21 protein-coding genes and 2 pseudogenes are annotated in these 24,136 nt (G+C 70.4%); 9 read left to right on the plus strand and 14 right to left on the minus strand.

Features of this window, described 5'->3' with window-relative positions:
* Nucleotides 1-20: 20 nt before the first annotated feature.
* The gene (locus tag H8R17_RS05165; protein ID WP_187821950.1) at nucleotides 21-518 is read right to left on the minus strand and encodes a hypothetical protein; all 498 of its coding nucleotides are present in this window, start codon (nucleotides 516-518) and stop codon (nucleotides 21-23) included.
* A 248-nt stretch (nucleotides 519-766) separates the two neighbouring features.
* Here H8R17_RS05165 and H8R17_RS05170 point away from each other — a divergent pair, with 248 nt between their 5' ends.
* Complete coding sequence (locus H8R17_RS05170; RefSeq protein ID WP_187821918.1) at nucleotides 767-1,183, plus strand: GNAT family N-acetyltransferase; 417 nt, start codon at nucleotides 767-769, stop codon at nucleotides 1,181-1,183.
* Nucleotides 1,184-1,322: 139 nt separating this feature from the next.
* Here H8R17_RS05170 and H8R17_RS05175 read toward each other — a convergent pair.
* Nucleotides 1,323-1,592: pseudogene (locus H8R17_RS05175) on the minus strand (family 43 glycosylhydrolase); the annotation flags it as partial.
* A gap of 18 nt (nucleotides 1,593-1,610) precedes the next feature.
* On the opposite strand from H8R17_RS05175, the gene H8R17_RS05180 reads away from it, so the two are divergent.
* The 5 genes from H8R17_RS05180 to H8R17_RS05200 all read left to right on the plus strand — a co-directional run bounded on the left by H8R17_RS05180 (nucleotide 1,611) and on the right by H8R17_RS05200 (nucleotide 7,641).
* A complete protein-coding gene (locus H8R17_RS05180; RefSeq protein WP_187821919.1) occupies nucleotides 1,611-2,210 on the plus strand; it encodes a peptide deformylase in 600 nt (199 codons plus the stop codon).
* Between the two features lie 298 nt (nucleotides 2,211-2,508).
* Nucleotides 2,509-3,762, plus strand: a complete 1,254-nt coding sequence (locus H8R17_RS05185; RefSeq protein WP_187821920.1) for an EfeM/EfeO family lipoprotein — start codon at nucleotides 2,509-2,511, stop codon at nucleotides 3,760-3,762.
* The gene (efeB, locus tag H8R17_RS05190) at nucleotides 3,759-4,973 is read left to right on the plus strand and encodes an iron uptake transporter deferrochelatase/peroxidase subunit (RefSeq protein WP_187821921.1); all 1,215 of its coding nucleotides are present in this window, start codon (nucleotides 3,759-3,761) and stop codon (nucleotides 4,971-4,973) included. The genes H8R17_RS05185 and efeB overlap by 4 nt, the downstream gene beginning before the upstream one ends.
* Nucleotides 4,974-5,156: 183 nt before the next feature.
* The gene (locus tag H8R17_RS05195; RefSeq protein ID WP_187821922.1) at nucleotides 5,157-7,037 is read left to right on the plus strand and encodes a phospholipase C; all 1,881 of its coding nucleotides are present in this window, start codon (nucleotides 5,157-5,159) and stop codon (nucleotides 7,035-7,037) included.
* 214 nt (nucleotides 7,038-7,251) lie between these two features.
* On the plus strand, nucleotides 7,252-7,641 hold the full coding sequence (locus H8R17_RS05200; RefSeq protein ID WP_187821923.1) for a cupin domain-containing protein: 390 nt from the start codon (nucleotides 7,252-7,254) through the stop codon (nucleotides 7,639-7,641).
* Nucleotides 7,642-7,672: 31 nt separating this feature from the next.
* Here the strand turns inward: H8R17_RS05200 and H8R17_RS05205 are convergent, their stop codons facing one another.
* The 7 genes from H8R17_RS05205 to H8R17_RS05235 are packed head-to-tail and all read right to left on the minus strand — an operon-like array spanning nucleotide 7,673 to nucleotide 15,293.
* Nucleotides 7,673-8,470, minus strand: coding sequence for an SDR family NAD(P)-dependent oxidoreductase (locus tag H8R17_RS05205; protein WP_187821924.1), 798 nt, complete (start codon nucleotides 8,468-8,470; stop codon nucleotides 7,673-7,675).
* Between the two features lie 5 nt (nucleotides 8,471-8,475).
* Nucleotides 8,476-9,969 carry an aldehyde dehydrogenase family protein gene (locus H8R17_RS05210; protein ID WP_316959311.1) on the minus strand — a complete coding sequence of 498 codons (1,494 nt, stop codon included), beginning with the start codon at nucleotides 9,967-9,969 and terminating at the stop codon, nucleotides 8,476-8,478.
* A gap of 5 nt (nucleotides 9,970-9,974) precedes the next feature.
* The gene (locus H8R17_RS05215) at nucleotides 9,975-10,856 is read right to left on the minus strand and encodes an ATP-binding cassette domain-containing protein (protein WP_187821925.1); all 882 of its coding nucleotides are present in this window, start codon (nucleotides 10,854-10,856) and stop codon (nucleotides 9,975-9,977) included.
* Nucleotides 10,849-11,940 (minus strand): ABC transporter ATP-binding protein, encoded by a 1,092-nt coding sequence (locus H8R17_RS05220; protein WP_187821926.1) that lies wholly within the window; start codon nucleotides 11,938-11,940, stop codon nucleotides 10,849-10,851. The genes H8R17_RS05215 and H8R17_RS05220 overlap by 8 nt, the downstream gene beginning before the upstream one ends.
* The gene (locus tag H8R17_RS05225; RefSeq protein ID WP_187821927.1) at nucleotides 11,937-12,815 is read right to left on the minus strand and encodes an ABC transporter permease; all 879 of its coding nucleotides are present in this window, start codon (nucleotides 12,813-12,815) and stop codon (nucleotides 11,937-11,939) included. The genes H8R17_RS05220 and H8R17_RS05225 overlap by 4 nt, the downstream gene beginning before the upstream one ends.
* Nucleotides 12,812-13,762 (minus strand): ABC transporter permease, encoded by a 951-nt coding sequence (locus tag H8R17_RS05230; RefSeq protein WP_187821928.1) that lies wholly within the window; start codon nucleotides 13,760-13,762, stop codon nucleotides 12,812-12,814. The genes H8R17_RS05225 and H8R17_RS05230 overlap by 4 nt, the downstream gene beginning before the upstream one ends.
* A gap of 16 nt (nucleotides 13,763-13,778) precedes the next feature.
* Nucleotides 13,779-15,293: an ABC transporter substrate-binding protein gene (locus H8R17_RS05235; protein WP_187821929.1), complete on the minus strand. Its 1,515-nt coding sequence runs from the start codon at nucleotides 15,291-15,293 to the stop codon at nucleotides 13,779-13,781.
* Between the two features lie 122 nt (nucleotides 15,294-15,415).
* Here H8R17_RS05235 and H8R17_RS05240 point away from each other — a divergent pair, with 122 nt between their 5' ends.
* The 3 genes from H8R17_RS05240 to H8R17_RS05250 all read left to right on the plus strand — a co-directional run bounded on the left by H8R17_RS05240 (nucleotide 15,416) and on the right by H8R17_RS05250 (nucleotide 18,824).
* Entirely contained in the window at nucleotides 15,416-16,876 is a 1,461-nt protein-coding gene (locus tag H8R17_RS05240) for an amidase (protein ID WP_316959312.1), read from the plus strand.
* Nucleotides 16,873-17,640: a FadR/GntR family transcriptional regulator gene (locus H8R17_RS05245; RefSeq protein ID WP_187821930.1), complete on the plus strand. Its 768-nt coding sequence runs from the start codon at nucleotides 16,873-16,875 to the stop codon at nucleotides 17,638-17,640. Before H8R17_RS05240 ends, H8R17_RS05245 begins: the two co-directional genes overlap by 4 nt.
* Nucleotides 17,641-18,458: 818 nt before the next feature.
* Entirely contained in the window at nucleotides 18,459-18,824 is a 366-nt protein-coding gene (locus H8R17_RS05250) for a hypothetical protein (RefSeq protein WP_262505022.1), read from the plus strand.
* Between the two features lie 147 nt (nucleotides 18,825-18,971).
* Here the strand turns inward: H8R17_RS05250 and H8R17_RS05255 are convergent.
* From H8R17_RS05255 to H8R17_RS05275, 5 genes and pseudogenes are all read right to left on the minus strand, one after another.
* Nucleotides 18,972-19,527: pseudogene (locus tag H8R17_RS05255) on the minus strand (transposase family protein); the annotation flags it as partial.
* 194 nt (nucleotides 19,528-19,721) lie between these two features.
* Nucleotides 19,722-20,294: a hypothetical protein gene (locus H8R17_RS05260; RefSeq protein ID WP_223124638.1), complete on the minus strand. Its 573-nt coding sequence runs from the start codon at nucleotides 20,292-20,294 to the stop codon at nucleotides 19,722-19,724.
* Nucleotides 20,295-20,307: 13 nt separating this feature from the next.
* On the minus strand, nucleotides 20,308-22,482 hold the full coding sequence (locus H8R17_RS05265) for a DUF3289 family protein (RefSeq protein ID WP_187821932.1): 2,175 nt from the start codon (nucleotides 22,480-22,482) through the stop codon (nucleotides 20,308-20,310).
* Between the two features lie 223 nt (nucleotides 22,483-22,705).
* A complete protein-coding gene (locus H8R17_RS05270; protein ID WP_316959313.1) occupies nucleotides 22,706-22,948 on the minus strand; it encodes a helix-turn-helix domain-containing protein in 243 nt (80 codons plus the stop codon).
* A 104-nt stretch (nucleotides 22,949-23,052) separates the two neighbouring features.
* The gene (locus H8R17_RS05275) at nucleotides 23,053-23,745 is read right to left on the minus strand and encodes a hypothetical protein (protein ID WP_187821933.1); all 693 of its coding nucleotides are present in this window, start codon (nucleotides 23,743-23,745) and stop codon (nucleotides 23,053-23,055) included.
* Between the last annotated feature and the right edge of the window lie 391 nt (nucleotides 23,746-24,136).

Consider the following 24,136-nt stretch of genomic DNA (forward strand, 5'->3'; position numbering starts at 1 on the left):
AGCGACGGCCAGCCGGGCGCTCAGCGTTCGACGCGGCGCACCGAGACGGCTGTGGACGACAGTGCCTCGTCCACCCAGACCTCGCTGCCGCGGGCCACCGGGCCCGTACTTCTGGCCGCGAGCTTCACCGGCTGCCCCGCCAGGTGCACCAGCACCTCGCCATAGCCGCCGGCCGGAATCGCGGTCACCACGGACCCCGGGGCGCCGATCAGGTCGTCGTCACGGGGCGCCGCGCCGGACCGGTCGCTCATCAGCGCCCGGCTCAGGCGGTAGGCGAGCCAGCCCGTGACCACACCGGCGGGCACGCCCACCGCCGTGGCCCCGACGGCACCGAGCCCCGTGGTGCCCATGACGATCGCGCCGGAGAAACCGAGCATGGACACGAACCCGGCAACGACCGGCAGCGACAGCCAGCCGTCGAAGACGCCGCCGAAGAGCCCTTCGAGCACTCCGTCGAAGAGGAGCGCCAGGGCAAGGAGGGCGACCCCCGTCATGCCGAGACCCAGAAACCAGGCCATCTGCACCGTCACCGCCTCTCCTTGCGCTCCCCCGTCGGCACAGGCATGTTCACACGGCGGCTCCGCACGGGACATTGCCTGCTTCCGGCAATCTTTGCGGCGTTTTCGATGCCGTCCCCCGCACAGCCGCACACCGGCGACGAGGGCGTTGTCGTTGCCCGTCACGCGAGGCGGCGGTGTAACCACAGAGACGGTGTAACCGCAGAAAGGACGGTGCGTGAAGAAGACGTGCATGCCAGGATGCGAGGGTGCAGCCGTCACGGGTCACGACCAGCGTGCGCCACGACCGCCGGCCTTCGCGGGACCGGAGCGATCGCTCCCGCCCCGCCGAGATCGTTCTCCTCGACAGCCGGGACGAGGTGGTGGGGCGGCTGCGCTATCGCGTCTGCGCCGACTGCCGCACGGGCCGGATACTCGACGTCTGGATAAGTGATCCCTGGCAGCGGGAGGGGCTCGGCCGCGAGGCCCTTCACACGCTGCTCAGCATCCACCCGGGCCGCCGGTGGAGCACCACCCTGCAGTCGGCGCCGGGCCGAGCCTTCTTCACGGCGATGGCCGAGGAGACAGACACGGACTTCCCCGCCGCCGGCCCGCTCTGCCCCCACCTGCGGGGCTGGGCCAGGCGGCTCGCCCACCGCGCGATCGGCCTCGCCTCGAAGCGGTAGCCGATCCCCGGTTCGGCAGTCGCCAACGGCTCGGCCCGCGGGGAGAATTGCATGATCGTCGACGGGGCAGCCGGTGCACAACTCACCGGAGGAGGTGCGGGAGCGGCTGGCGGCCATCGACGGCGGCGCCGTCTCGACTGCAGCCGCCGCTCGCGGAGCTGTTGGCGTGGTAGACCATCCAGTCCTCGGTCCCGTCGGGCGACTTGAAGAAATCGTTGTGGCCGGGCCCGTACACGCCGTTGGCGTCGGACCGCTGGAAGACCGGGTTCGGGGACTTCACCCAGGACGAGGAGTTGAGCGGGTCGCCGCCGTTGTAAGTGGGCATCCTCAGTCTGTAGTCGGGGGTGGAGCAGTGGCTGGCGGAGTAGATGATGAACGTCCTGCCACCCCGCTGGAGCGCCTCGGCGCCTCAGAAGGTGCCGAGGAGATGAAGCCTGCCACCGCAGAGGCCGGAGCTGTAGCCCAGCCGGGAGGCGGCTTCGGTCGCCGTGACGGTGCCGACTGCGGCGAGCAGGTCGAGCATGGCGGTGCGGATTTCGTGCGGGCGCAGTTCTTCGCCGGCGCCGGCTGCCCGATCGCCCGGGGCGTTGAGGTCGTCTTCAGTCACGTGGCCGCCAACCAGGTGGGCGTCGGTCTGCGGCTCTTCGTGTACGGCTGCCCGGACGACGACGGGGTCCGGCATGTCGGGCATGTCGTCAACCCGGTTCCGGAGCTGCCCGGTTCCGGCAGCCGGCGGCTCGTCGACGACTTCGAGGGCCGCCTGTCCGTGCCCGGTGCCGCCATGGCGGTGCCCCGCACAGACCGTGCCGTCGTCCGCGGGTTCGACAAGGACGGCAACCCGCTCGTCGTCGAGGGGTCGGGGTACTTCGCCCGGTGTCTGCAGCATGAGACCGACCACGTCCTCGGCCACACGTATCTCGACCGGCTCAGCAAGCGGGACCGCAGGGACGCCCTGCGGCAGATGGAGGACCGCCGGGAGGACGTCTTCGCGCGGCGCGCGCTCAAGGCGGCCGGTCTGGGGCGGTGAGGCGTCCGCACGGAACAGGTGGTCCCCCGGCGGCACAAGCTCTCCCCGGGCGGGGTTGCGCCTCCGCCCGGACCCCGGCGCCTGGCTCCCGGCCCGCGGATCCCGGCTCTCGGCTCCGGCTCCGGCTCCGGCTCCCGATGAACGGCGGGCGAATTCTGGCTTTGGCTCTGGTCAGGACCTGGTCAGGAACGCGGTTGTGCGGCTCGCGGCCTGCTTAGCATCGGCTGCGCCGCCAGATTCCGTACGACCCCCTTGGCCCCTTGACCCCTTGCCCCACACGACCCCCTTGGAGCCCGGCGTGCCCGTAGCCGAACCCGGTGCCGCAGCCGGTCCCCTGCCGTCGCTGACCGGTGCGGCTGTCCGCCGCCGTCGCGCGCTGCTCACGGCCGGCGCTCTCCTGGCCGCCGGGGCGGTCACGGCGGGTGTGCTGGCGGCGCGGAGTTCCGGGGAGGGCGCACCCAGGCCGGGCCCGGCCGACGGCCTGCCGCACACCTCCGTCGAGGTCGCGCAGTCCGGCTGCGGGCACGGCTGGACCCACCCGGTGCCGGGCCGTCAGGTGTTCGACCTGCACAACACCTCCGGCACGGCGGCCGAGGTGTATCTGACCGACGCGAACAGCGGCGCGGTCTACGGCGAAGTCGAGGGGCTGGGCCCGGGGACCGTCCGCCCGTTGCAGGTCACCCTCGGCAACGGCTCGTTCGCCTTCAGGTGCCTGCCCGACGACGCGGACGCGGTCACCGGGCCCACGGTGCGGATCCGCGGCGCGCGGGTGAGCAGCGGTCCGGCCGCCGTGCCGGTGACCCAGCAGGACCTCATCGCGCCGACCCTCGCCTACCAGAAGTGGATCCAGGCCCGCACGGTCGAGCTGGCGCGCAGGACGGACGTGCTGCGCGACGCCGTGGACCGCGGGGACCTCGCCGCCGCCCGCGCCGCGTGGCTGCCCGCGCATCTGGTGTACGAGCGGATGGGCGCCGCCTACGGCACGTTCGGCGACGCCGACACGGCGATCAACGGCACGACCGCCGGTCTGCCGGGCGGCGTCCACGACAAGGACTTCGCCGGTTTCCACCGCGTCGAGTACGGGCTGTGGCACGGCGAGCCGGCGAGCAGCCTGCGCGGCCCGGCCGACCGGCTCGCCACGGCCGTACACGCGCTGCGCGACCGCTGGCCGGACCAGCGGATGGACCCGGCCGACGTGGGCCTGCGCGCGCACGAGATCCTGGAGAACACCGTGCAGTTCGAGCTGACCGGCCGCACCGACTACGGCAGCGGCACCAACCTGGCCACCGCCCGCGCCAACCTCGACGGCACCCGCGTCCTGCTCGGATACCTTCGCCCGCTGCTGAAGTCCCGCGACCCCGGCCTGCCCGGCATCGACTCCTGGATGACCCGCACCCTGCGCGTCCTCGACCGCTTCGAGCACGACGGGCGCTGGACCCCGCTGCGCGAACTGCCGCGCGCCCAGCGGGAGAAGCTCGACGCGGACATGGGCGGGCTGGTCGAGCGGCTCGCCGACGTGGCCGCCCTGACCGACGTACGGAGGACCGCGTGAAGCGGGTGCACGAGGTGGGACGCCGGGGCTTCCTGGCCGGTGCGGCGGCCGTGGCCGGCACCTCGCTGGTGGCCGCCGACCACGCCGCCGCCTCGGCCGCGCCCGGGGCCGTGAGCGTGCCCTTCCACGGCCCTCACCAGGCCGGGATCACCACCCCGTCCCAGCGCGCCACGGCGTTCGTCGCCTTCGACGTCACCGCCGACGGCCGCCGCGAACTGGCCGGCCTGCTGCGCACGCTCACCGACCGGGCCCGCTTCCTCACCGCCGGCGGGGTCCCCGCGCCGCTCGGCATCACCGCGCCGCCCGCCGACTCCGGCACCCTCGGCCCGCGCATCCCGGCCGACGGGCTGACCGTCACGGTGGGCGTCGGTGCCTCGCTCTTCGACGACCGCTACGGGCTTGCCGCCCGCAGGCCGCACCGGCTCACCGCGATGCCGTCGTTCCCCGACGACGACCTGGAACCCGCCTGGTGCCACGGCGATCTGAGCGTGCAGTTCTGCGCCGGCAACACCGACACGGTGCTGCACGCGCTGCGCGACGTCGCCCGCCACACCCGGGGCGCGATGCAGGTGCGCTGGCGGATGGACGGCTTCGTCAGCCCGCCCCGTCCGGCGGGCACGCCGCGCAACCACATGGGCTTCAAGGACGGCATCGCCAACCCCGACGTGCGCGACACCCGCACGATGAACCGCCTCGTGTGGGTGGGCGGGGGCAGCGGCGAGCCGGAGTGGGCGGCCGACGGCAGCTACCAGGTCGTCCGGCTGATCCGGATGCTGGTGGAGTTCTGGGACCGGGTCTCGATCACCGAGCAGGAGCGCATGTTCGGCCGCGCCCGGGACACCGGCGCGCCCCTGGACGGGCGGCACGAGACCGACAGCCCCGACTACGCGCAGGACCCCCAGGGCGACGTCATCCCGCTGGACAGCCACATACGCCTGGCCAACCCGCGCACCCCGAAGACGGACGGCCAGCGCATCCTGCGTCGCGCCTACAACTACGACCGGGGCACCGACCTCAACGGCAACCTCGACATGGGCCTGCTGTTCTGCTGCTACCAGCAGGACCTGGTCCGGCAGTTCGAGACCGTGCAGAAGCGGCTGGCCGGGGAGCCGCTGGTGGACTACATCACCCCGTTCGGCGGCGGCTACTTCTTCGCGCTGCCCGGCGTACGGGACGGCTCCGACTGGCTGGGACGCAGCCTGCTGGCCTGATCCCGACGGCCGGCACCGGTCAAGGACAGGCCAAATGTCCATGGGGGTTTCCTGGAAGACCATGGGGCTTTCCTGACCGGACGTTCGCTCACCCGTCTTGGCGCTCCTCCACGATTGCCGAGGATTCGGCCGTGGACGCCACGGCCAGAGCAACTCTCTGGGCATTCCCGGAAGGCGAGACACATGTTCGGCACGGTCAGAGGAACAAGCGCAAGTCCCCGGCACCGGTTGACGCGCATCGGCGCCCTGCTCGGCGCGGCAGCACTGGCGGCAGCGGGCGGAGCCGCCCCCGCGTCGGCCGCCACGGCCGGCGGCGGGCACGGTCACCCGGCCACGCACACGGCGACGCCGATCAAGCACGTGGTGGTGATCTACGACGAGAACGTCTCGTTCGACCACTACTTCGCCACCTACCCCAAGGCCGCGGGCACCGACGGCACAAAGTTCAAGGCCGCGGCACACACCCCGAAGACCGACAACCTCCTCACCGCGGGGCTGCTGCGGCACAACCCGAACCTGTACACGCCCAAGCGGCTCAGCAGCGCGCAGGCCATGACCTGCGACCAGAACCACTCCTACGGCCCCGAGCAGTACGCCGCCGACGGCGGGAAGGCCGACAAGTACGTCGAGAACACCGAGGTCAACAAGTGCACCGGCCTGTTCGGTGAGCCCGGCCTGGTGATGGACTACTACGACGGCAACACCGTCACCGCGCTCTGGAACTACGCCCAGCACTACGCCCTCGGCGACCACTCCTTCAGCTCGGTCTACGGCCCCTCCACCCCCGGCGCGCTCGACCTGGTCTCCGGGCAGACCCACGGCGTCGTCTCGGTCGACCCGTCCTCCGGCACCGAGAACCCGAAGCAGACGAAGACCCCCGACTCGTACACGGTCACCTCCCCCGACGCGCAGGGCGTCGGCACGGTGGTCAACGACCCGGACCCGGCCTACGACGACTGCTCCGACAAGGACCACACCAGCACCAGCGCGCTCGCCGCGATGCAGGGCAAGAACATCGGTGACCTGCTCAACGCCAAGGGCGTCAGCTGGGGCTGGTTCCAGGGCGGCTTCCGGCCCAGTACCCCCTGGGACGGCAAGCAGGGCGACTACGCCAAGTGCGGGGGCACCACGCACACCAACGTCGGCGGCGCGGCGGTGGAGGACTACAGCCCGCACCACTCGCCGTTCGAGTACTACAAGTCGACGTCCAACCCGCACCACCTGGCACCGAAGAGCGTGGCCGAGATCGGGCACGACGGCCGCGCCAACCACAACTACGACCTGGCCGACTTCGACGCCGCGCTCAAGGCCGGCGACCTCCCGGCGGTGAGCTTCCTCAAGGCCGCCGAGTACCAGGACGGCCACGCCGGCTACTCCGACCCGGTCGACGAACAGCACTTCCTGGTCAAGGAGATCAACGCCCTGCAGCAGTCCCCCGAATGGAAGTCCACGGCGGTCGTGGTCGCCTACGACGACTCCGACGGCTGGTACGACCACGTCACCTCGAAGGTGCTCAACGGCTCCAAGGACTCCACCACCGGCTCCGACGGCAAGGCGCTCGACGGCCCGGCCTGCCAGTCGGGCCCGGCCGCCGCGGGCGGCTACGCGGACCGCTGCGGTCCCGGCACCCGGCAGCCGCTGCTGGTCATCTCCCCCTACAGCAAGGTCAACGCGGTCGACCACGCGGCCACCGAGCAGGCGTCGATCACCCGGTTCATCGAGGACAACTGGCACACCGGCCGCATCGGTGACGCCTCCTTCGACCAGCGAGCCGGAAGCCTGGGCGGCATGTTCGACTTCCGCCACCCCAACGACCAGCAGGTGCTGCTGAATCCGGACGGCTCGGTCAAGTCGGTGGGCACCATCCCGCACTACACCCGAACCGCCGCCGCGTCTGCCCCGTCCCGGGCCCCGTACGCCCCGTACGTCCAGGACCTCGCCGCGCAGAACGCCGCCGACGCCGCCTCCATCTCCCCCACCCTGCCGGTCGCCCTCACCGCCGGCCTCCTCACCGCGGGAGCGGCGACCGCGGCTTTCGCCCTGCACCGCCGCAGGACTCGCTGACGGTTTCCGCCGCTCCTTCCCGCCCGGCCCGGGCCGCATCCGACGAGGCGGCCCGGGCCTTTCCGGTTCACGTGTGAGCACCACAACCGGCCTCATGGCGTGGTTCCCCGGTCGCGTTGCGCTTTGCCATAACGGCAACACCAGTTGTCGTACCGGCACGGGAGTCGCAGCCTTGTTCCTAGGCAGGCCAATCGAGAAACCAGGAGGCTGCACGATGAACAACCGCGTCCACCGCATCCGGTCCGGCGAGCTGGACGGGTACGCCGCCATCAGCGACGGCACGGTCGGTTCGAAGAAGCTCTGGATGGGCATGGTCGAGAACCCGCCGTTGAGCTCGACGGACAACCACCACCACGGCGATTCGGAGGCGGGGATCTACGTGGTCAGCGGTCACCCCGTGTTCGTCTTCCACGACGGCACCCAGGGGGTACGGCTCGCCGGCGAACCGGGCGACTTCTTCCTCGTCCCCCCGTTCGTCCCGCACCGCGAGGAGAATCCCGACCCGAACGAGGCCGCGGTCGTCGTGATCGCCCGGACCACGCAGGAGCCGATCAAGATCTCCGTGCCCGAGCTGTACCAGCTCAGAGAGACGGACGCAGACTAGAAGGACTGTCTCCGTTCCTGATCGACGCGACTCAGTTGGGCGGTGTGTAGCGGCCGTCGATCGCCGTCCAGCCTCCGTCCACGAAGAGCTGGCTCCCCGTGACGAAGGACGACGCGTCCGACGCGAGGTAGACGACGGCGCCGGCCAGCTCGTCGGCCCGGGACCAGCGGCCCAGGGCGCTCTTGGTCGCGTACGCCTGCGACCATTCCGGCACAGCCCTGATCTGCGCGGTCAGCGGTGTGTCCACGACGCCCGGGGCGATGGTGTTCACCCGCACGCCCGACGGGCCGAGTTCGGCCGCCGCGGTCCGCAGCAGCTGGACGAGGCCGGCCTTCGTGGCCGCGTACACCCCCTGTCCCGGCTCGACGGCCACCGCGCGAATCGAACTGAAGCCGATGATGGTTCCGCTGCCGCGTTCGGCCATGCCACGGCCGAACGCCCGCACCAGGTCGAAGGACGCGCGCAGATTCAGCGCCACGACCCGGTCGAATTCCTCCGCCGTGTAGTCGAGCAGGGACTTGCGCACGTTCGTCGCGGCGGTGAAGACGAGTACGTCGACGGGTCCGAGCTCCTCGGCGGCCCGCGCGACCGCCTCGCCGTCGAGCACGTCGAGGGCGTACGCCGACAGGCCCGGCCCCATCGACGCCGACGCCGTGGCCGCCGTCAGATCACGGTCGGCGCACACCACCGTGGCGCCGTGCGCGGCGAGGGCCAGGGCGCTCTCGCGGCCGATTCCGCTGCCCGCGCCCACCACGACGGCCCTGCGGCCGTCGAGCCGGAACAGGCGGGAGTACGCTTCCACTGCATCGGTGCGGTCCTTTGCTCGCATGGTCCTCACGGCTTCGTTGTCGTCGGACGGATCACTGCCATACGGGTCACGGTGAGCTCTTCGATGGCGAACCTCGGGCCCTCCCTTCCGGCCCCGGAGTCCTTCACGCCGCCGTACGGCATGACGTCGGAACGGAAGCCGGGAACCTCGTTGACGACCACTCCGCCCACCTCCAGGCGGTCGAGGGCGGTGAACGCTGCATCGAGGGCGCTGGTGTAAACGCTCGCGTGCAGTCCGTAGCGCGAGTCGTTGACCAGGTCGAGGGCCGTCTCCAGATCGGGAACGGACCGTACGGCGACCACGGGACCGAAGACTTCCTCGTCCCAGACGGGGAGGCCGCGGTCCGCGTCGAGCAGCACGGCGGGCTCGATCACCCCGTCCGTGACCCTGCCTCCGGCCACCAGCGACGCCCCCGCCTCCACCGCCTCTCCCAGCCACGCGCACACCCGCTCGGTCGACCGCTTGTCGATGAGTGCCGAGACTCTCGTCGCCGGATCGCGGGGGTCGCCCACGACCACCCGGGCCACTCGCTCCGTCAGGCGGGCCACGAACTCCTCCCGCACGGCGTCCACCACGATGACCCGCTGCACGCTGATGCACGCCTGGCCCGAGGCGTAGTACCCGCCGCGCACCACCGCGTCGGCGGCGGCGTCGAGGTCGGCGTCGGCGGCCACCACCAGGGCGGCGTTGGAACCGAGTTCGAGCAGCACCTTGGTGGGTGCCGCGTCCTGGGCGATCCGGTGGCCCACGGCGGCGGAACCGGTGAAGGACACCGCCCCGATCCGGCGGTCGGTGGTCAGCGCGACGCCCACCTCGGGGCCCCCGGTCACCAGTTGCACCGCGGCTCGCGGCGCGCCGCCGGCGTGCAGGGCCTCGCGGAGGAGGTGCACCAGCCACAGGGTGGCCAGCGGCGTCTGCGGGGCGGGCTTGACGACGACGGGGCAGCCGGCGGCCAGCGAGGGCGCGATCTTGTGCGCGGCGAGCAGCAGCGGGTAGTTGAAGCCCGCGATTCCCACGACCACGCCGATCGGCTTGCGGGTCCAGAAGCCGAGCAGGCCCTCACCCGACGGCAGCAGGTCCAGCGGCACCGTCTCCCCGTGCAGCCGGGCCACTTCCTCGGCCGCCGTCAGCAGGGTCAGCAGGGTGCGGTCCACCTCGACACGGCAGTCGACCAACGGCTTTCCGGTCTCCAGGACCAACAGCCGCTCGAAGTCCGCGCGTCGGGAGGCGACCGCCTCGTGCGTCGCGAGCAGCGCCGCCCTGCGGGTGTGCGAGGGGAGCCGGCCGACGTGCGCGCGGACCGCGACGGCCGCGTCCACGGCTTGGCGCGCGAGGGCGGTGTCCCCGACCGGTGCCCGCGCGACGAGCGTCCCGTCGTAGGGAAAGCGGACGTCCTCGGCGGCGGGTGCCGCCACCCAGGTGTCGCCGATGGGAAGACCCTCGGGAAACTCCGTCACCCAGGGGCTGTCGCCGCCGGCGGTTTCGACGTGCGTGGTCACGGTCGCTACTCCCGGTTGAGGTCGGCCGCCGACACTCCGGACAGTGCCCTGCCCAGTGTCGGAACGGCGGCGATGAGCCTGCGTGTGTAGGAGTGCTGCGGTTCCTCGTACACCTGCTCCGTGGGCCCGCTCTCCACGATCTGGCCGGCATGCATGACCGCCACCCGGTCGCACACATGGCGGACCACGGACAGGTCGTGGGAGACGAAGACCAGGGTGAGGGACAACTCCTCGACGAGGTCGGCGATGAGGTTGAGCACCTGGGCCCGTACGGACACGTCCAGGGCGCTCACCGGCTCGTCGGCCACGATGATCTTCGGACGGGGGGCGAGAGCGCGCGCGATCGAGATGCGCTGCCGCTGTCCGCCGGAGAACTGGTGCGGATACCGGTCCGCCGCGTCGGCTCCCAGGCCGACGGCGTCGAGCAACTCGGCCACCCGCTCCTCGCGGTTCGGGTGCCCCTGCGCGACGAGCGGCTCGGCCACGATGTCGCCGACGCGCATGCGCGGGTCCAGGGAACTCATCGGGTCCTGGAACACGAGCTGGAGCCGCTCGCGGACGAACCGGAGCTGTCGCTCGCGGAACCCGGTGATGTCCCGGCCGTCGATCGCGACGCTGCCGCCGGTGGGGCGGTCGAGCCCGGCCAGGATCCGCAGCAGGGTCGACTTGCCGCACCCCGACTCGCCCACGATGCCGAACCGTTGCCCCTGGGGGATGGCGAAGCTGACGCCGCGCAGAGCGTGCACGGGCGGGCTGGGGTGGCGCAGTGAGGTACGGGGCCGTCGGTAGTCGCGTGTGACGTCGCGGACGCTGATGGCTGGGGCGGGGTCCACGGATCCGGTCCGCGACCCGGGTTCGAGGGGGGCGCTGGTCGGCTGCTCAGTCACGGCCGGCCTCCTGGTTCGTGGGGATGCGGGACCCGCGTGCGCCGTTCTCGGGCACCGGGTGGAAGCAGGCGTAGCCGGAGTCCGGCCCGGTCGGGACCCATTCCGGCCTGGTGGCGCACTCTTCGGTCGCAGAAGCGCACCTGTTTCTGAAGACGCATCCGGCGGGGAACCGGCCCGCCTGCGGGACCGACCCGCCGATCGTGGCCAGCCGTCCGCGGTCGTCGACGACGGTCAGGTCCGAGGCGCCGATCAGGCCCTGGGTGTAGCGGTGCCGGGGGCGGGTGAACACCTCCCGGACCGGGCCGGACTCGACCAGCCGTCCGCCGTACATGACCATGACCCGCTCGCAGACGGTGGCCACCACTGCCAGGTCGTGGGTGATGAAGAGCATGGCCGACCTGCGGTCCCGCACGCCGCGCACGATCAGGTCGAGCACCCGCGCCTGCACCGTGACGTCGAGCGCGGTGGTGGGTTCGTCGCAGACCAGGAGCGCGGGGTCGTTCGCGAGGGCGATGGCCAGCACCACCCGCTGCCGCTGTCCGCCGGAGAACTGGTGCGGGTAGGCGCGCGCGGCGGCCGCGGGATCGGCAAGCCCCACTTGGTCGAGCAGTTCCACGGCGGCGGCCTGCGCGGACGCGCGGTCGGGCCTGGTCCGGTGGATCAGCAGCACCTCGGCGATCTGCCGCCCGACCCTCATGGTGGGGTTCAGCGCGGTCATGGGCTCCTGGAAGACCATGGCGATCTCCTTGCCCCGCACCCGGGACATCCGCGCCTCGTCGGCGCCCACCAGGTCGTGGCCGACTCCGGCGAGCCGCACCGACCCCGTGGCCCGGAGCCCTTCGGGGAGCAGGCCCATGACGCTCAGCGCGGTCAGCGACTTGCCCGACCCCGATTCACCGATCAGGCCGACCCGTTCACCGGCCCGGATGGTGAAGCCGACGTCCTCGACGAGCCCCCGGCCGCCCACCGCGACGTCGAGATTCCGCACGGCCAGAACATCGTCGGGGGAGCCGGGGGAGCCCGGCCCGGATGCCGGTGCCGTGCCGGATACCTGGGCCGGTGCCGAGTCGGGTGCCGGGGTCATCGGCGGTCCTCCAGCTTGGGGTCGTAACGGTCGCGCAGGCCGTCACCGAGCAGGTTGAATCCGAGCACCGCCACCGCGATCGCGACGCCCGGAAAAACGGCGAGCCTGGGGGCGATCGACAGCATCTCCTGGCTCTCCTGAAGCATCCGGCCCCAGGACGGTGTGGGAGGCGGGGTTCCGAAGCCCAGGAAGGACAGCGCGGCTTCGGCGAGTACGGCGATGGCGAAACCGACCGACGCCTGCACGATGACGAGACTGCTGACGTTGGGCAGGACATGCCGCAGGGCGATCGCGAACGGCCCGCGGCCCGCGGCGCGCGCTGCGGTGACGTACTCGGTCTTCATGACCTGCAGCGTGCCGCCGCGGATCAGCCGCGCGTAGTGGGGAATGGACGCGATGCCGATGGCGACCATCGCGACCAGCGTGCCGGCGCCGTACACGGCGGCGAACATGATGGCCAGCAGGAGCGCCGGGAAGGCGAGAACCAGGTCGTTGCCGCGCATCAGCAGCTCGCCGAGCCAGCGGGGCGCCATTGCGGCGACGATGCCGAGGGGCACTCCGGCCAGGGCGGCGACCCCCACCGCCACGAAGCCGACGAACAGCGTGGTGCGCGAGCCCGTCAGGATCTGGCTGAACACGTCGCGGCCGAACTTGTCCGTGCCGAACCAGTACTCCGGCGACGGCTTCTGCAACCGCGCCGCGGGGTTCACCAGGGTCGGGTCGTGCGGGGTCCACACGAAGGACAGCAGCGCCATGCCGAGCACGACCATGACGATGAGGCCGCCCACCAGGAGGCTGCCCGGCATCGGGCGGCGGCGCCGGCGGCCGTCGGGCACCGCGGACGTGACGGCGGCTTCGGTGTCCGGAACACTCATGAGGCACCTCCCCTGAGCCGCGGGTCGATCATCAGATAGACCATGTCCACCAGGAAGTTCACGAGCAGCACCGCCATGGCGATGATCATGACCACGTCCTGGACCACGATGAGGTCCCGGTTGGAGACGCTGTCCAGCAGCAGGCTCCCGAGCCCGGGGATGACGAAGACCCGCTCGATGACGACGGCGCCCACGAGCAGCGTGGCGAGCTGCAACGCCAGGACCGTGACCACGGGCACCGCCGCGTTCCGCAGGCCGTGCCGCAGCAGCGCCTGCGTCGGGCGAAGTCCCTTGGCGCGAGCGGTGCGCAGGTAGTCCTCCCGGAGGACGTCGAGCACGGCGCTGCGGACATAGCGGGTGAGCACTGCCGCCTGCACCACTCCGAGGGACAGCGCGGGCATCACCAACTGCTTGAGGAACAGAACCGGATCCTCCACCGGGGGTGTCCAGCCGTTCGCCGGCAGCCACCCGAGCCCCACCGCGAACACGGTGATCATGAGGATGCCGGCGAGGAACGCCGGGACGGCCACGCCGACTTGGGTCAGGGCCGACAGAACGAACCCGGACGGCCTGCGGTGCCGCACGGCCATGAGCGTGCCCATGGGGATCGCCAGGAGGCAGGCGATCACCATCCCCGTGGCGACGAGCCACAGGGTGACCTGGAGGCGGTCGGCGAGCTGCGGGCCGATCGGCGTGTGTGAGATGTAGGAGTTCCCCGGGTCGAAGGTCACCAGTCCGTGCACCCAGCTCAGGTACTGGTCCACGAGCGGCCGGTCGAGCCCGAACTCCCCGCGCAGTTGCGCCACGGCAGAGTCCGACGCGCTGGTCCCGAGGACGACGCGGGCCGGGTCTCCGGGCAGCACCGCCATGAACGCGAACACCACCACGGAGCTCACGGCAAGGCTGGCCAGGAAGACCGCGATCCGCTGGATCAGACGGACGATCATCGGTTGAGCCCGCCTTTCATGACCGGCCCAGGCCGGTGAGGTCCAGTGACTCGGAGACGTTGTTCACGGGGAGGCCGGTGATGTCCTTGTCCGCCACCATCAGGTTCGGCAGCAGGAACAGCCAGTCGGCCGCGGCGTCCTCGGACAGCAGCCGGGCAGCCGCCCGCATGTAGGTGATCTGCTGCTTCTGGGTGCCCTCGTCCGCCTTCTGCAGCAACGCGCGGAATTCGGGGTTGTCGTAGCGGGTGTAGGAGGTCTTGCTCCCGAACACCGTCTGCATGTCGCGGGGTTCCACATGGCCGATGATGGACATGTCGTAGTCGGCGTTCTTGAACACGGTGGTCAGCCACGCGGCGGGGAACTCCAACTGGTCGAGCCTGACCTTGAATCCGGCCTGTTCGAGCTGGCTCTTGACCACGGTGCCGCACGCGGTGGCATAAGGCAGCGTCGGAATGCGCAGCCGCAGCGCATGGCCGGCTTCGCCGGACTCCTCGAGAAGCTTCTTGGCCTTGCCGCGGTCGTACGGATACAGGTTCGTGAGGTTCTGATACCACGGGTCGGTCGGCGGGACCATGCTGCCGATGAGTTGGCCGCGGCCTCCCCAGCAGGTGTCCATCAGGGCCTTGTGGTCGATGGCGTAGCGGACCGCCTGACGGGCCTTCGGATTCCGCAGCGGGCCCGAGCCGTTGTTGAGGGAGAGGACCACCTCGCCGTTGGTCGAGCCTTCGATGACCTTGTACTTGGAGTTGTTCTCGAACTGGTACAGCGTATCGGGGGACTGCATCGCGCCGATCACGTTGATGGTGCCGGTGAGCAGCGCATTGTTCATGGCCGTCGGGTCCTTGAAGTACTTGAGGGTGACCGACGCGAAGTGCGGCTCGCGCCCCCAGTAGTCGTCACGGCGGACCAGAGTGATGGAGTCACCGCGGTTCCACTTCTTCACCGCGTACGGGCCGGTGCCCACCGGTTCGGTGGCGAGCTTGCTCACGCCGGTCCGGCTGAACATCGCGCCGAGGCGGGTGGTCATCCGGTACAGCCAGTCGTTGCTCGGCCTCTTCAGGGTGACCCTGAGTTCGGTGGGCGACACCGCCCGCACCGTGTCGACGACGTCCATCTGGGACTTCTGCGCCACCGTCCAGGCGGACTTGACGCGTTCGACGGAGAACTTGGCGTCTTCCGCCGTGAACGGTTTGCCATTGCTGAACCTGGCGTCCTTCACCAGCTGGAACGTGTACGTCCTGCGGTCCTTGGACAGGCTCCACGACGTGGCCAGACCGGGCCCTATCTTCCCGGACTGGTCGAGCTTCACCAGGTTCTCGTAGACGTTGTAGAGCAGTGCCTGCGGAATGGCGGCACCGTCGGTCTTGGTGAAGTCGAAGTTGGCCGGCTCGGCGGTGAGGCCGATCTGCAGCGTGTTCCCGCCGCTGTTCCCGGCCACCGTGGACCCGGCCGAGCAGGCCGCCAGCGGCAGGCACACGATTGTGGCTGCGACCGTTCTGATGATCTTGGTGTCCCGCGCCATGGACGCCATGGACGCCACCTTTCGCTGTAACTGGCCTGACCAGTAAGCTCGCTTGTCAGGTACCGTGGCGACTGAAGCGGTTCTTGTCAAGGGTCGGAATACCCGGGGAACGCGAGCGAAGGAGAGCGCGGGTGCTCACGGAACAGGGCCTGGCCGCCATGCCGGCCGTCGAGATGGTGGCCGGATTCGCTGACCGCACGCTGTCGCCGGTCCAGGTCCACGACGCCGTGCAGTCGGTGATCGAGGCGCGCGAGAGAGTGCTCAACGCGTTCTGGGTACGCGATCCGGACGAGTCCCGCAAGGCAGCCCTGGCCAGCGAAGCCCGATGGGCGGCGGGGGAACCGCTCGGGCCCGTCGACGGCGTGCCCGTGACGCTGAAGGAGAACGTCGCCCGCCGGGGCGTCCCCATGTCCTCGGGCAACGCGGGGACCGAGCCAGTCGTCCCCGAGACGGATGCGCCCGTCACCGCGCGGGTCGCCGAATCCGGCGGGGTGATCCTCGGGTCGACCGTGATGCCGGACTGGGGCATGCTCTCCTCGGGGGTCTCCAGCCGGCACGGCATTTCGCGCAGCCCCTGGAACGCGGCCTGGACCACGGGCGGTTCCAGCTCCGGTGCGGGGGCCGCGGCCGCCGGGGGCTACGGCCCGCTCCACGTCGGCACCGACATCGGGGGGTCGATCCGGCTGCCGGGCACCTGGCTGGGTCTCGCCACGCTCAAGCCGAGCTACGGCAGGATCCCGCTGGACACCCCGTACCTGGGGTGCACCGCCGGCCCCATGACGCGCACCGTGGCGGACGCGGCCCTGTTCATGCGTGTCCTGAGCCGGCCGGATCCCCGGGACTGGTCAAGCCTGCCGCCGCAGGACATCGACTGGTCGGCGCTGGACGGCGATGTGCGCGGACTGCGGGTTGGGGTGCACCTGGACGCCGGCTGCGGGGAGCCGTGCGACGCCGGGATCCTCGCCGCGGTGAACCGTGTCGCCGCGCTCTTCGAGGCGGCGGGAGCTGTCGTGGAGCCGGTCGAGCCGTTCATGAGCCAGGATCTCCTTGACGACCTGGACCTGTTCTGGCGGGTACGGTCCTGGAAGGACTTCCGCGCACTGGCGCCCGACGCCGGGCTGCGCGTCCACGCCCACATCATCCGATGGTGCCGGGGTGGCGCGGACGTGCCGGGCACGAGGGTACTCCAGTGCTACCAGCAGATCATGCGCATCCAGGCGCAGACCGTGGCGGCGACGCTCCCGTACGATCTGGTGCTCTCGCCGGTGGCTCCGGTGGCGGCGTTTCCCGCTGAGCAGCCGATGCCGTTCATGGAGGACCGGAAGACAATGTCCCACATCGGCTTCACCGCGCCGTACAACATGTCGGGACAGCCCGCTGCGACCGTCAACTGCGGCTTTACGGCCGACCGTCGGCCCGTCGGGGTGCAGATCGCGGGCCGTCGCTTCGATGACCTCGGCGTTCTGCGGGCGGCGGCGTGGTACGAACGGAACCGGCCTGCCGAGGCGGTCCCGCGCTGGCCGGACAGCGCCCTCGGGGCGCCCACCGGGGAGAAGACGCAGGGACCACACTCGAAGGGGGACAAGCCGTGAGCAACGGGGCACAGTTCCGGCAGGTATCGCCAGTACGGCTCTACCAGCGCATCGTCGAGCAGATCGAGGAAGCGATCGTGCGAGGCGACCTGAAGCCCGGTCAACGGCTGCCGAGCGAGCGGGAACTGGTGACGCAGTTCGGGGCGAGCCGGCCCACGGTGCGGGAGGCCCTGCGTGTGCTGGAGAGCAACGGCCTCGTCCGCTCGCGCCCGGGTGATCCGAACGGCCCCGAGATCCTGCCGTTCTCGTCGGCCGGCCTGACCAAGGAGATGACCCGGCTCGTACAGTTCGACAACGTGTCGATGGCCGAGTTGATCTCGTTCCGCATGATTCTCGACGGCTCGGCGAGCTTGCTGGCGGCCCGGCTGCGGTCCGAGGAGGAGCTGTCCGCCATGGAGCGGACACTCGCCGTCATGTCGGACGCGATCGACGCGGGGTACGACGAGTTCAGCAAGGCCGACGTCGCCTTCCATGAGGCAGTGGCCCGGGCGAGCCGCAACTCCCTCATCGAGGTCTGCAACCAGGTGGTCCGGGGCGCTGTCCTCTCGCTGATCTCGGACAAGGTCGCCCAGGCAAGCAACAGCAAGGCGCTCATGCGGGAGTCGCTCCACCACCACCAGGAGGTGCTCGAGGCGATCCGGGCAGGGGACGGCTCGGCGGCAGCACGCGTCTCGCGGCGCACTCTCTACGACTACTACGCCGGCCATGTCCCCGAGAGCGAGCGGGGACCGCTGCTCGCACTCGCGGACGACGAGAAGACCTGACACTTCTGTTGGGGTCGCCGCTGACCTACGACCACGAAAACACGTGAGGTGCCGACCGATGTCCGGCCGGCACCTCACGTGTACGCAAAAGCTGTGTCCGAGGGGGGACTTGTCCACTAACGATACGGTCGTGGTGGCACAAGGGCGGCTCGACCTGCGGAACCGGACTTGACTCGTACGGCTGCCAAGGTCTCGTACCCGCAAGCCCGGCGGTCCTGCTACGACCAGTGAAATCTCATCGTCAGAGAACATTCCTGGCTCAGAGCACCCGCGATCCCCTTCTTGCCCCCGCAATTTGTCGGAGATCTTGGCGAGTACGGATCATGCTGGCATCCCCCGCGTACCCGCCGACCGGGGCGGACAGACGGTGCAGCGCACGCAGGACGCCCCGTCAGCCTCCGGCGGCTGCGTCAAGATCTGCGCATCCGCGGCCGTTCGCTCGACACCGCCCGCACGCCACCCGACACACCTCCTCCGACGTGGCCGACACCGATCCGTGACCGCCGCTTGACTTCATGCCCCATCCGAGCGTCCATGGTCGCGGCCGACCCGCCACGCGGGATCACCGACCACCACGATCCCAACGCCGTCGGCCCCGTCCACCCGGAACACCCGCGATTCGCACGCGCCGGCGACACCAGCGGCCCGCAAGGGACCGCACCCCGGCCGGGGACCTCACCCCTTACACCCATCGGGAAGCGAGGCCCCTTCATGCCCGAAACCACGAGCACCGACCAGCTGACGGGTCTGCCATCGAGGCCCACCGAGCCTTCATCGCCCGGCGCCGCGGCCTACGACCCGCCGGGGAGTACCGGGCGGTGACCGACGAGGAGTGGCAAGAGTTCCTCGGGCACTTCGAGCGGCGCAAGCTGGCCGTGGGACAGTGCGGCCGAGCATACGGAAGCAGCTGCGTCCACGAGCACGCCTGTGTCCGATGCCCGGTACTGATCGTGGGGCCAGGCGAACGGCCCCGTCTGGAAGAGATCCGCGAGAACCTCCACGCCAGGATTGCCGAAGCCGAACGAGAAGGATGGCTGGGCGACGTCGAGAAACTGACCGTCAGCCTCACCGCGACCGACGACAAGATCAGCCAGATCGAGGCCAATGAGAGACGGAAGAGCTCGCCGGTGTTCGTCGGCATGCCACCGATCAACCAACTCGCGGTTCGGGAAGCACAAAACTAGGGCAAGACGAACTAACCGTGACACGGTCGGACGCTAGGTGGCCTCTCTCGCAGTAGTTGAGAGTTGAGGAACAACGACGTCAGGACGTGCGCTAACGAGCTGGTGCGTGATGGCGGGTGGGACATGTTCGGCCTGGGTGGCCTGTTTTCAGATGCTGGAGGTGCGGTCGGAGACGATGCCGGCGATGGCTCGGTAGGTGTCGGGCAGGCGGTCGCGGCGGTGGGTCCAGCGCATCAGTTGCTTCCAGCGTTTGTGATCTGCCAGGGCGTGTTCGACGGTGATGCGGTCGGAGGAGTGCCAGTGGCGGTCGCGTTCCCATTGTTCGACTCGTCCGGGCAGTGCTCCGGGCCGTGGCTTTCTCGGCGGGGTGATCGCCTGACCGGGGTGATCCCGTCCCAGGCCGAGGTAGCCGTCGTCCAGGAGAACCTCCACTTCGGGGAAATGCTGGAAGCAGACGGCGACGCCTTCGTTGCGGGCAGCTGGTGACGTCGTGCATACGTCCAGGTCGCAGGGCATCAGTCCATAACGTGCGGCCACGCCGGTCGGCGATCACGGTGGCCTTCATCGTGTTCTGCTTCTTCTTGCCCGAGATGAACGCGCGCCGCCCGCCACGGCCGGCCGGTGGCCTGCGGACCTGGATCTCGGTGGCGTCCAAGCGGAGCTCGATGCCCTCGGCCCGGGCGTAGGCGAACACATCCACCGTCGCGTCCAGCTCGGCGGCGGGGCCGACGGCGGATACGGCGCCGGTGCTCTCGTCGACGAGCACGGCGCCGTCGGCGGTCACCCGGTCCGCGGGGCCTGCGATGACACGGTCGGCGGTGATCAGTAACGTGTTCACGGGGGTGGGGGTCTCCTCTCGTGCCTGCTGCTTCCCGGCGAAGCGTTCCGCGAGCCCTCCTACGGGAACTGCTTCTCCTCGCGGCCGATGTCGTCGATCGGGCCGAGGATCGTCCAGCCGGGCCCGAGGGGGCGGGTGGAGCGGAAGCCGTGGGCGTCCGCGTACTCCTCGGCCTCCTCCGCGGTGTCCTCGGGGGCGCGCATGATCGTGTAGCGCGGGGGGTCCTCGTGGTAGAAGCGGTAGAACGTGCGGCCCTCGTCCTTGGGCTGGTAGAGGATCACGCTGACGCCCCAGAGGGCGTCGTACACCTTCTGGTCGCGCGGGGGCGTCGTCGTGCACGTGTCGGAGGGGCGGCCGGGCTCGCGGACGCAGGTCCGGTACCGGCTCCAGTCGATGCGTTCGGCGCGGGGGTGTTCCGCGATCAGCTTCCGCATCCGGGCGTCGGCCCGGGCGAAGGCGTCCTCGCGGCGGTCGTACTCCTGCTGCAGCCGGTTGAAGCGCTGCTCGTCGAAGCCGCTGCCGAAGTGGGCCTCCAGGCCCGCGAGGACGGCGACCCGCCAGGCCAGGTACCCGGCCGTCACGACGAGCAGCGTGACGACCAGGACCCGGCCCGGCGAGCGCCTGTGGGGCATCAGGTCGGCGAGGTCAGAACGTGCCGCTGATGGGGATCTCGATGTCCGCCTGCGCGATCGGCGGGGGGTACTTCCCGTCGAACCGGTCATAGTGCTGGAGCGTAAACCAGTCGATGAAGCCGTACTCCGTGATCTCGTCGTCCGGGTCGAGACCGAAGTGGTCGTAGGAGTGGAAGACGAGCTTGCCGGAGAAGGAGTTGCCCTCGACCTTGTAGTCCTTCAGCGCGATCGTGTGGCCGTGGAACTGGTGGATCGCGATGGAGAGGGCGCGCTGGTTGGCGTCCCAGAGCGAGAAGTCGTACACCGGGTACTTCACGTCCTGGCGGAGGAACTCCTGGAAGAGGAAGTTCTTGGAGAGGTCCTCCTGGACCTTGAGCTGATCGGTGCGGCCCTTGTTGTCGATGAGGGACTGCTTGATGATCTGGCCGGCCTTGTCGGTGTACGTCTTCTCCTGTGGTGAGGCGCCGACGGCGCGGGAGAGGGCCGTGCCGGAGCCGCGGTAGAGGTAGCGGCCGGGGTCGAAGTTGTCGTCGACGGTGACCGTGCCCGCGCTCTGGCCGCCGCGGCCGTAGCGGAAGGCGTTGCGGAGGTCGTCGACGGACTGGGCGTAGTCGGCGTCGGCGCCGAGCTTGCCGAAGTTCATGATGTCGTTGAACTCGGCCCACATCCAGGACTCGGGCGTGATGCGGGCGACCCAGAACTCCCAGCCGAGGTCGGTGAGTTCGTCGAAGTTGTAGTCATTGAAGGTGAGGTCGTCGGCGACGCGCGGGTCGGCCGGGACGGGCGGGTGCTGGGGGTCGGGGGCCTTGCGGCGGCCCTCGCGGAAGGACGACTGGTGGATCAGCATGTCGGTCGGGAGCGGGTCGCCCGGGTCACCCGGGTCTCCGCCGTCGCCGGGGCCGTCGGAGAGGATTCGCTTGCCAGGGGCCTTGGGGCCTGCCTTGTCGAAGGCGTGGCTGTCGAGGACGACGTACTTGGCGGAGCCGTCGGCCGTGGCGGTGGCCGTGATCGTGCTGCCGCTGCGCTGCTGGCCCGACTGCTTGACGAGGTGGCGGGCCTTCTCGTCGTAGCGGTAGAGGGCCGGTGCGGTGCCCTCCGTACGGTCGGGGTCGAGGCGGAAGGTGAGCCTTGCGGCGCTGTCCGCGGGGGCGGAGACCTGGAAGCCGTTGCCGAGGTAGCCCGGAGTGGACTCCGGGAACTCCCGCTGCTTGGCAGGGAGCCTGGTGACCTGGAAGCCGCCGACCTGCTTGGCGCGCAGGCCTTTGAGCGTGGCCTCGGCGGCGGTGGCGCCGCCGTCCGCGCGGCGGGTCACGTCGAAGGCGGAGTTCTTAGCGCGGGGGGAGGCGCTGAGCCTCGTCTCCTCGCCGTCCTCGACGCCGTCGCCGTCGGTGTCGGCCTTGGTGGGCTCCGTGCGGAGCTTCAGCTCGCGGGCGTCCGCGAGGCCGTCCTGGTCGGTGTCGGCGCGGGTGGGCGTGGTGCGGAGCTTGAGCTCGCGGGCGGCCGTGAGGCCGTCCTTGTCGGGGTCCTCGGCGCCGTCCTTGGTGCCGTCGCCGTCGGTGTCGGCCTTGAGCGGGGTGCTGAAGCGGTAGCCGAGCTCGGCGAAGTCGGAGAGGCCGTCGCCGTCGGTGTCCTCGGACTTGGGGTCGAGCTTGGCGCGCACCTCCAGGTCGTCGGGGAGGCGGTCGCCGTCGGTGTCCTCCGTCGGCGAGATGCCGTGCTTGGCGAAGGACGCCCAGGTCGGGGTATCGGCGTTGGCGCCGGGCTCGGCGCGGTACCAGACGGTCTCGGTCCTGCCCGGCTGGAGGGTGTTCGTGGGGCCGACGCCCTGGAGCGTCGTGCGCGCGTCCTGGGGGGCGGCGAGCTTCGCGGCGGAGGTGTCCGTGATGCGGTCAGAGAGCTCGAAGGTCAGCGACCATTTGGAGACGGGGTGATCGGAGACGTTCTCGAGCTGGAGCCGGGCGACGTACGAGCCCTCCGTCGCTCTGCCGCGGAGGGCGGCCGGGACCTGGCTCCACGCCGCGTCGCCGGGGGCGACCTGGCGGTAGGAGACGTCGACCGTGTTGTCGCGGTAGAGCGTCGCCCCGTCGGTGGCCGCGCCGTCGCCGGGGGTTCCCGCGGCGGCGGGCACGGCCGTGCCGAGGAGAAGGAGTAAGGCCGCGCCGAGGGGCACGGCGGCGCTTCTGTTCATGGGGCCTCCCATGTCTGAAGCCATGTCTGAAGACATGCCTGTTGTCTCGAAGCTGCCGTTGTGTCACGGCAGTTCGGAATCGAACGGGGAAGCTAGCATACGTGGGGGATGGTTCCCAAGGTGTGGTGGAGGCGAAATTGAGACGTTTGGGAGATTGGTAAGCCCTGTTCGGCCCCGGAGTCCTAGCCCGGACACCAGGGAACAAGTAGCCCACCGGTAGCTTTCAGGGCTTCGTGACCGCGGTTTTCTTCGGCTGGCGAGGCACGGTCCTGGTCTTGTCGAGGTGCCCGTACACCGTCGACCGCGGCACGCCGAACATGTCGGCGATCTGCTGGACCGTCTTCTCCCGCTCGTCGTAGAGCCGTTGGGCGAGCGCGGCCTGGTCCTCGGTGAGCTTCGGCCGGCGTCCGCCAACCCGGCCCCGGGTGCGGGCGCGTAGAGCCCGCTGACCAGGCAAAACGGGCACGTCACCGAACCGGAATCAAGATCATCGATGCTCCCCGAGGGCCAGGTCCGCGCGGGTGAGGTCCGCGTCCGCCAGGTTCGCGCCGATCCACATGTCCGCGCCGGTCAGAACGTCGGTGGGCGCTGCGTAGGGGTCGGAGTCACGGTAGCGAGGCGGGAGTTCGATGCCGGACAGTGGGTGTTTCGCAGGTCGAGGGAGAAGGACTTGTCGCGGGTGGCGTCGCGCTGGACGAGGACAGTCAGGGCGGCGTGCACGTCGGCCGGCACCTCTCCGCCCTTCTTAGGGGGTTTGCTGGTGTGGGTGCGGACGTAGGTGGCCAGGACGTTGGCGACGGTGGGGTGGTCGCGGGGGGAGTCCTCCATGATGCGCTGCAGGGCGTAGACGCCGCCCAGACGGACGTCCATGGCGTCGTCGCCGAGGGTTTCGACGGCTTTGGTGTACCGGTCGGTGATCTGTCCTTCCTGGGTGATGGTGAGCTGGTCGCGGACCTGGGTGTTGGCGTACCAGATGCCGGCTGCCGCGATGAGGGGTGAGAGGAGGACGCCGAGCACGATGGCGGCCAGTTCGGTGCGGCGGGCCCAGTCCAGCCCTTGGCGGGGCGAGGGGGCACCGCCCCGTTCTGGCTCGCCGGTGGCGTCGGTGCGGGGTGTGGGCGGGAGGACCGGCCGGGCGGCGGCCGGTGAGGTCGGCGGTAAGGGTGCGCCGTCCCGGTGGCGCCCAGCCGGATTGGGCCGGCGGCCGGGCTGTGTGGCGCGGCGGGCAACCCGGTGCAATTGCTGACGGCGTCGATAAGGCATGTACGCGCGGTCGGACCCGTCCCTCCGTAGCTGCCCGAAGCGATCCCCCAGTCAGGTTTCCCCCGAATCCAGTCCCGCATCCCGTCGACGAACCGGAACACCGCCTCGCGCTCCGTCATACCTGCACGAGCGGCGGCACTCCGTGCTCACGCACCTCGCGAGGGCGGAGCGAGCCTGCTGACCCTTTGCGGCTCGTGACACGGTTCTTACCGGCACCCCCATCTGCAGTGAAACGGCGGCGCCCGCAGCCACTTTGACTGGCTGCGGGCGCTCTTCGTGTCCTTGGGGTCTGTAAAGGCGAGCGGCTCTGTCCGGTAATCGGTGGTAGCGCTGTGTAGTGATTCACTGGAGGAGGATGCGGTGGCGGAGCAGGGGAACCCGGCTCGGCCGT

Origin of the sequence: Streptomyces sp. TRM68367, assembly GCF_014495685.1 — a bacterium.
GTDB lineage: Bacteria > Actinomycetota > Actinomycetes > Streptomycetales > Streptomycetaceae > Streptomyces.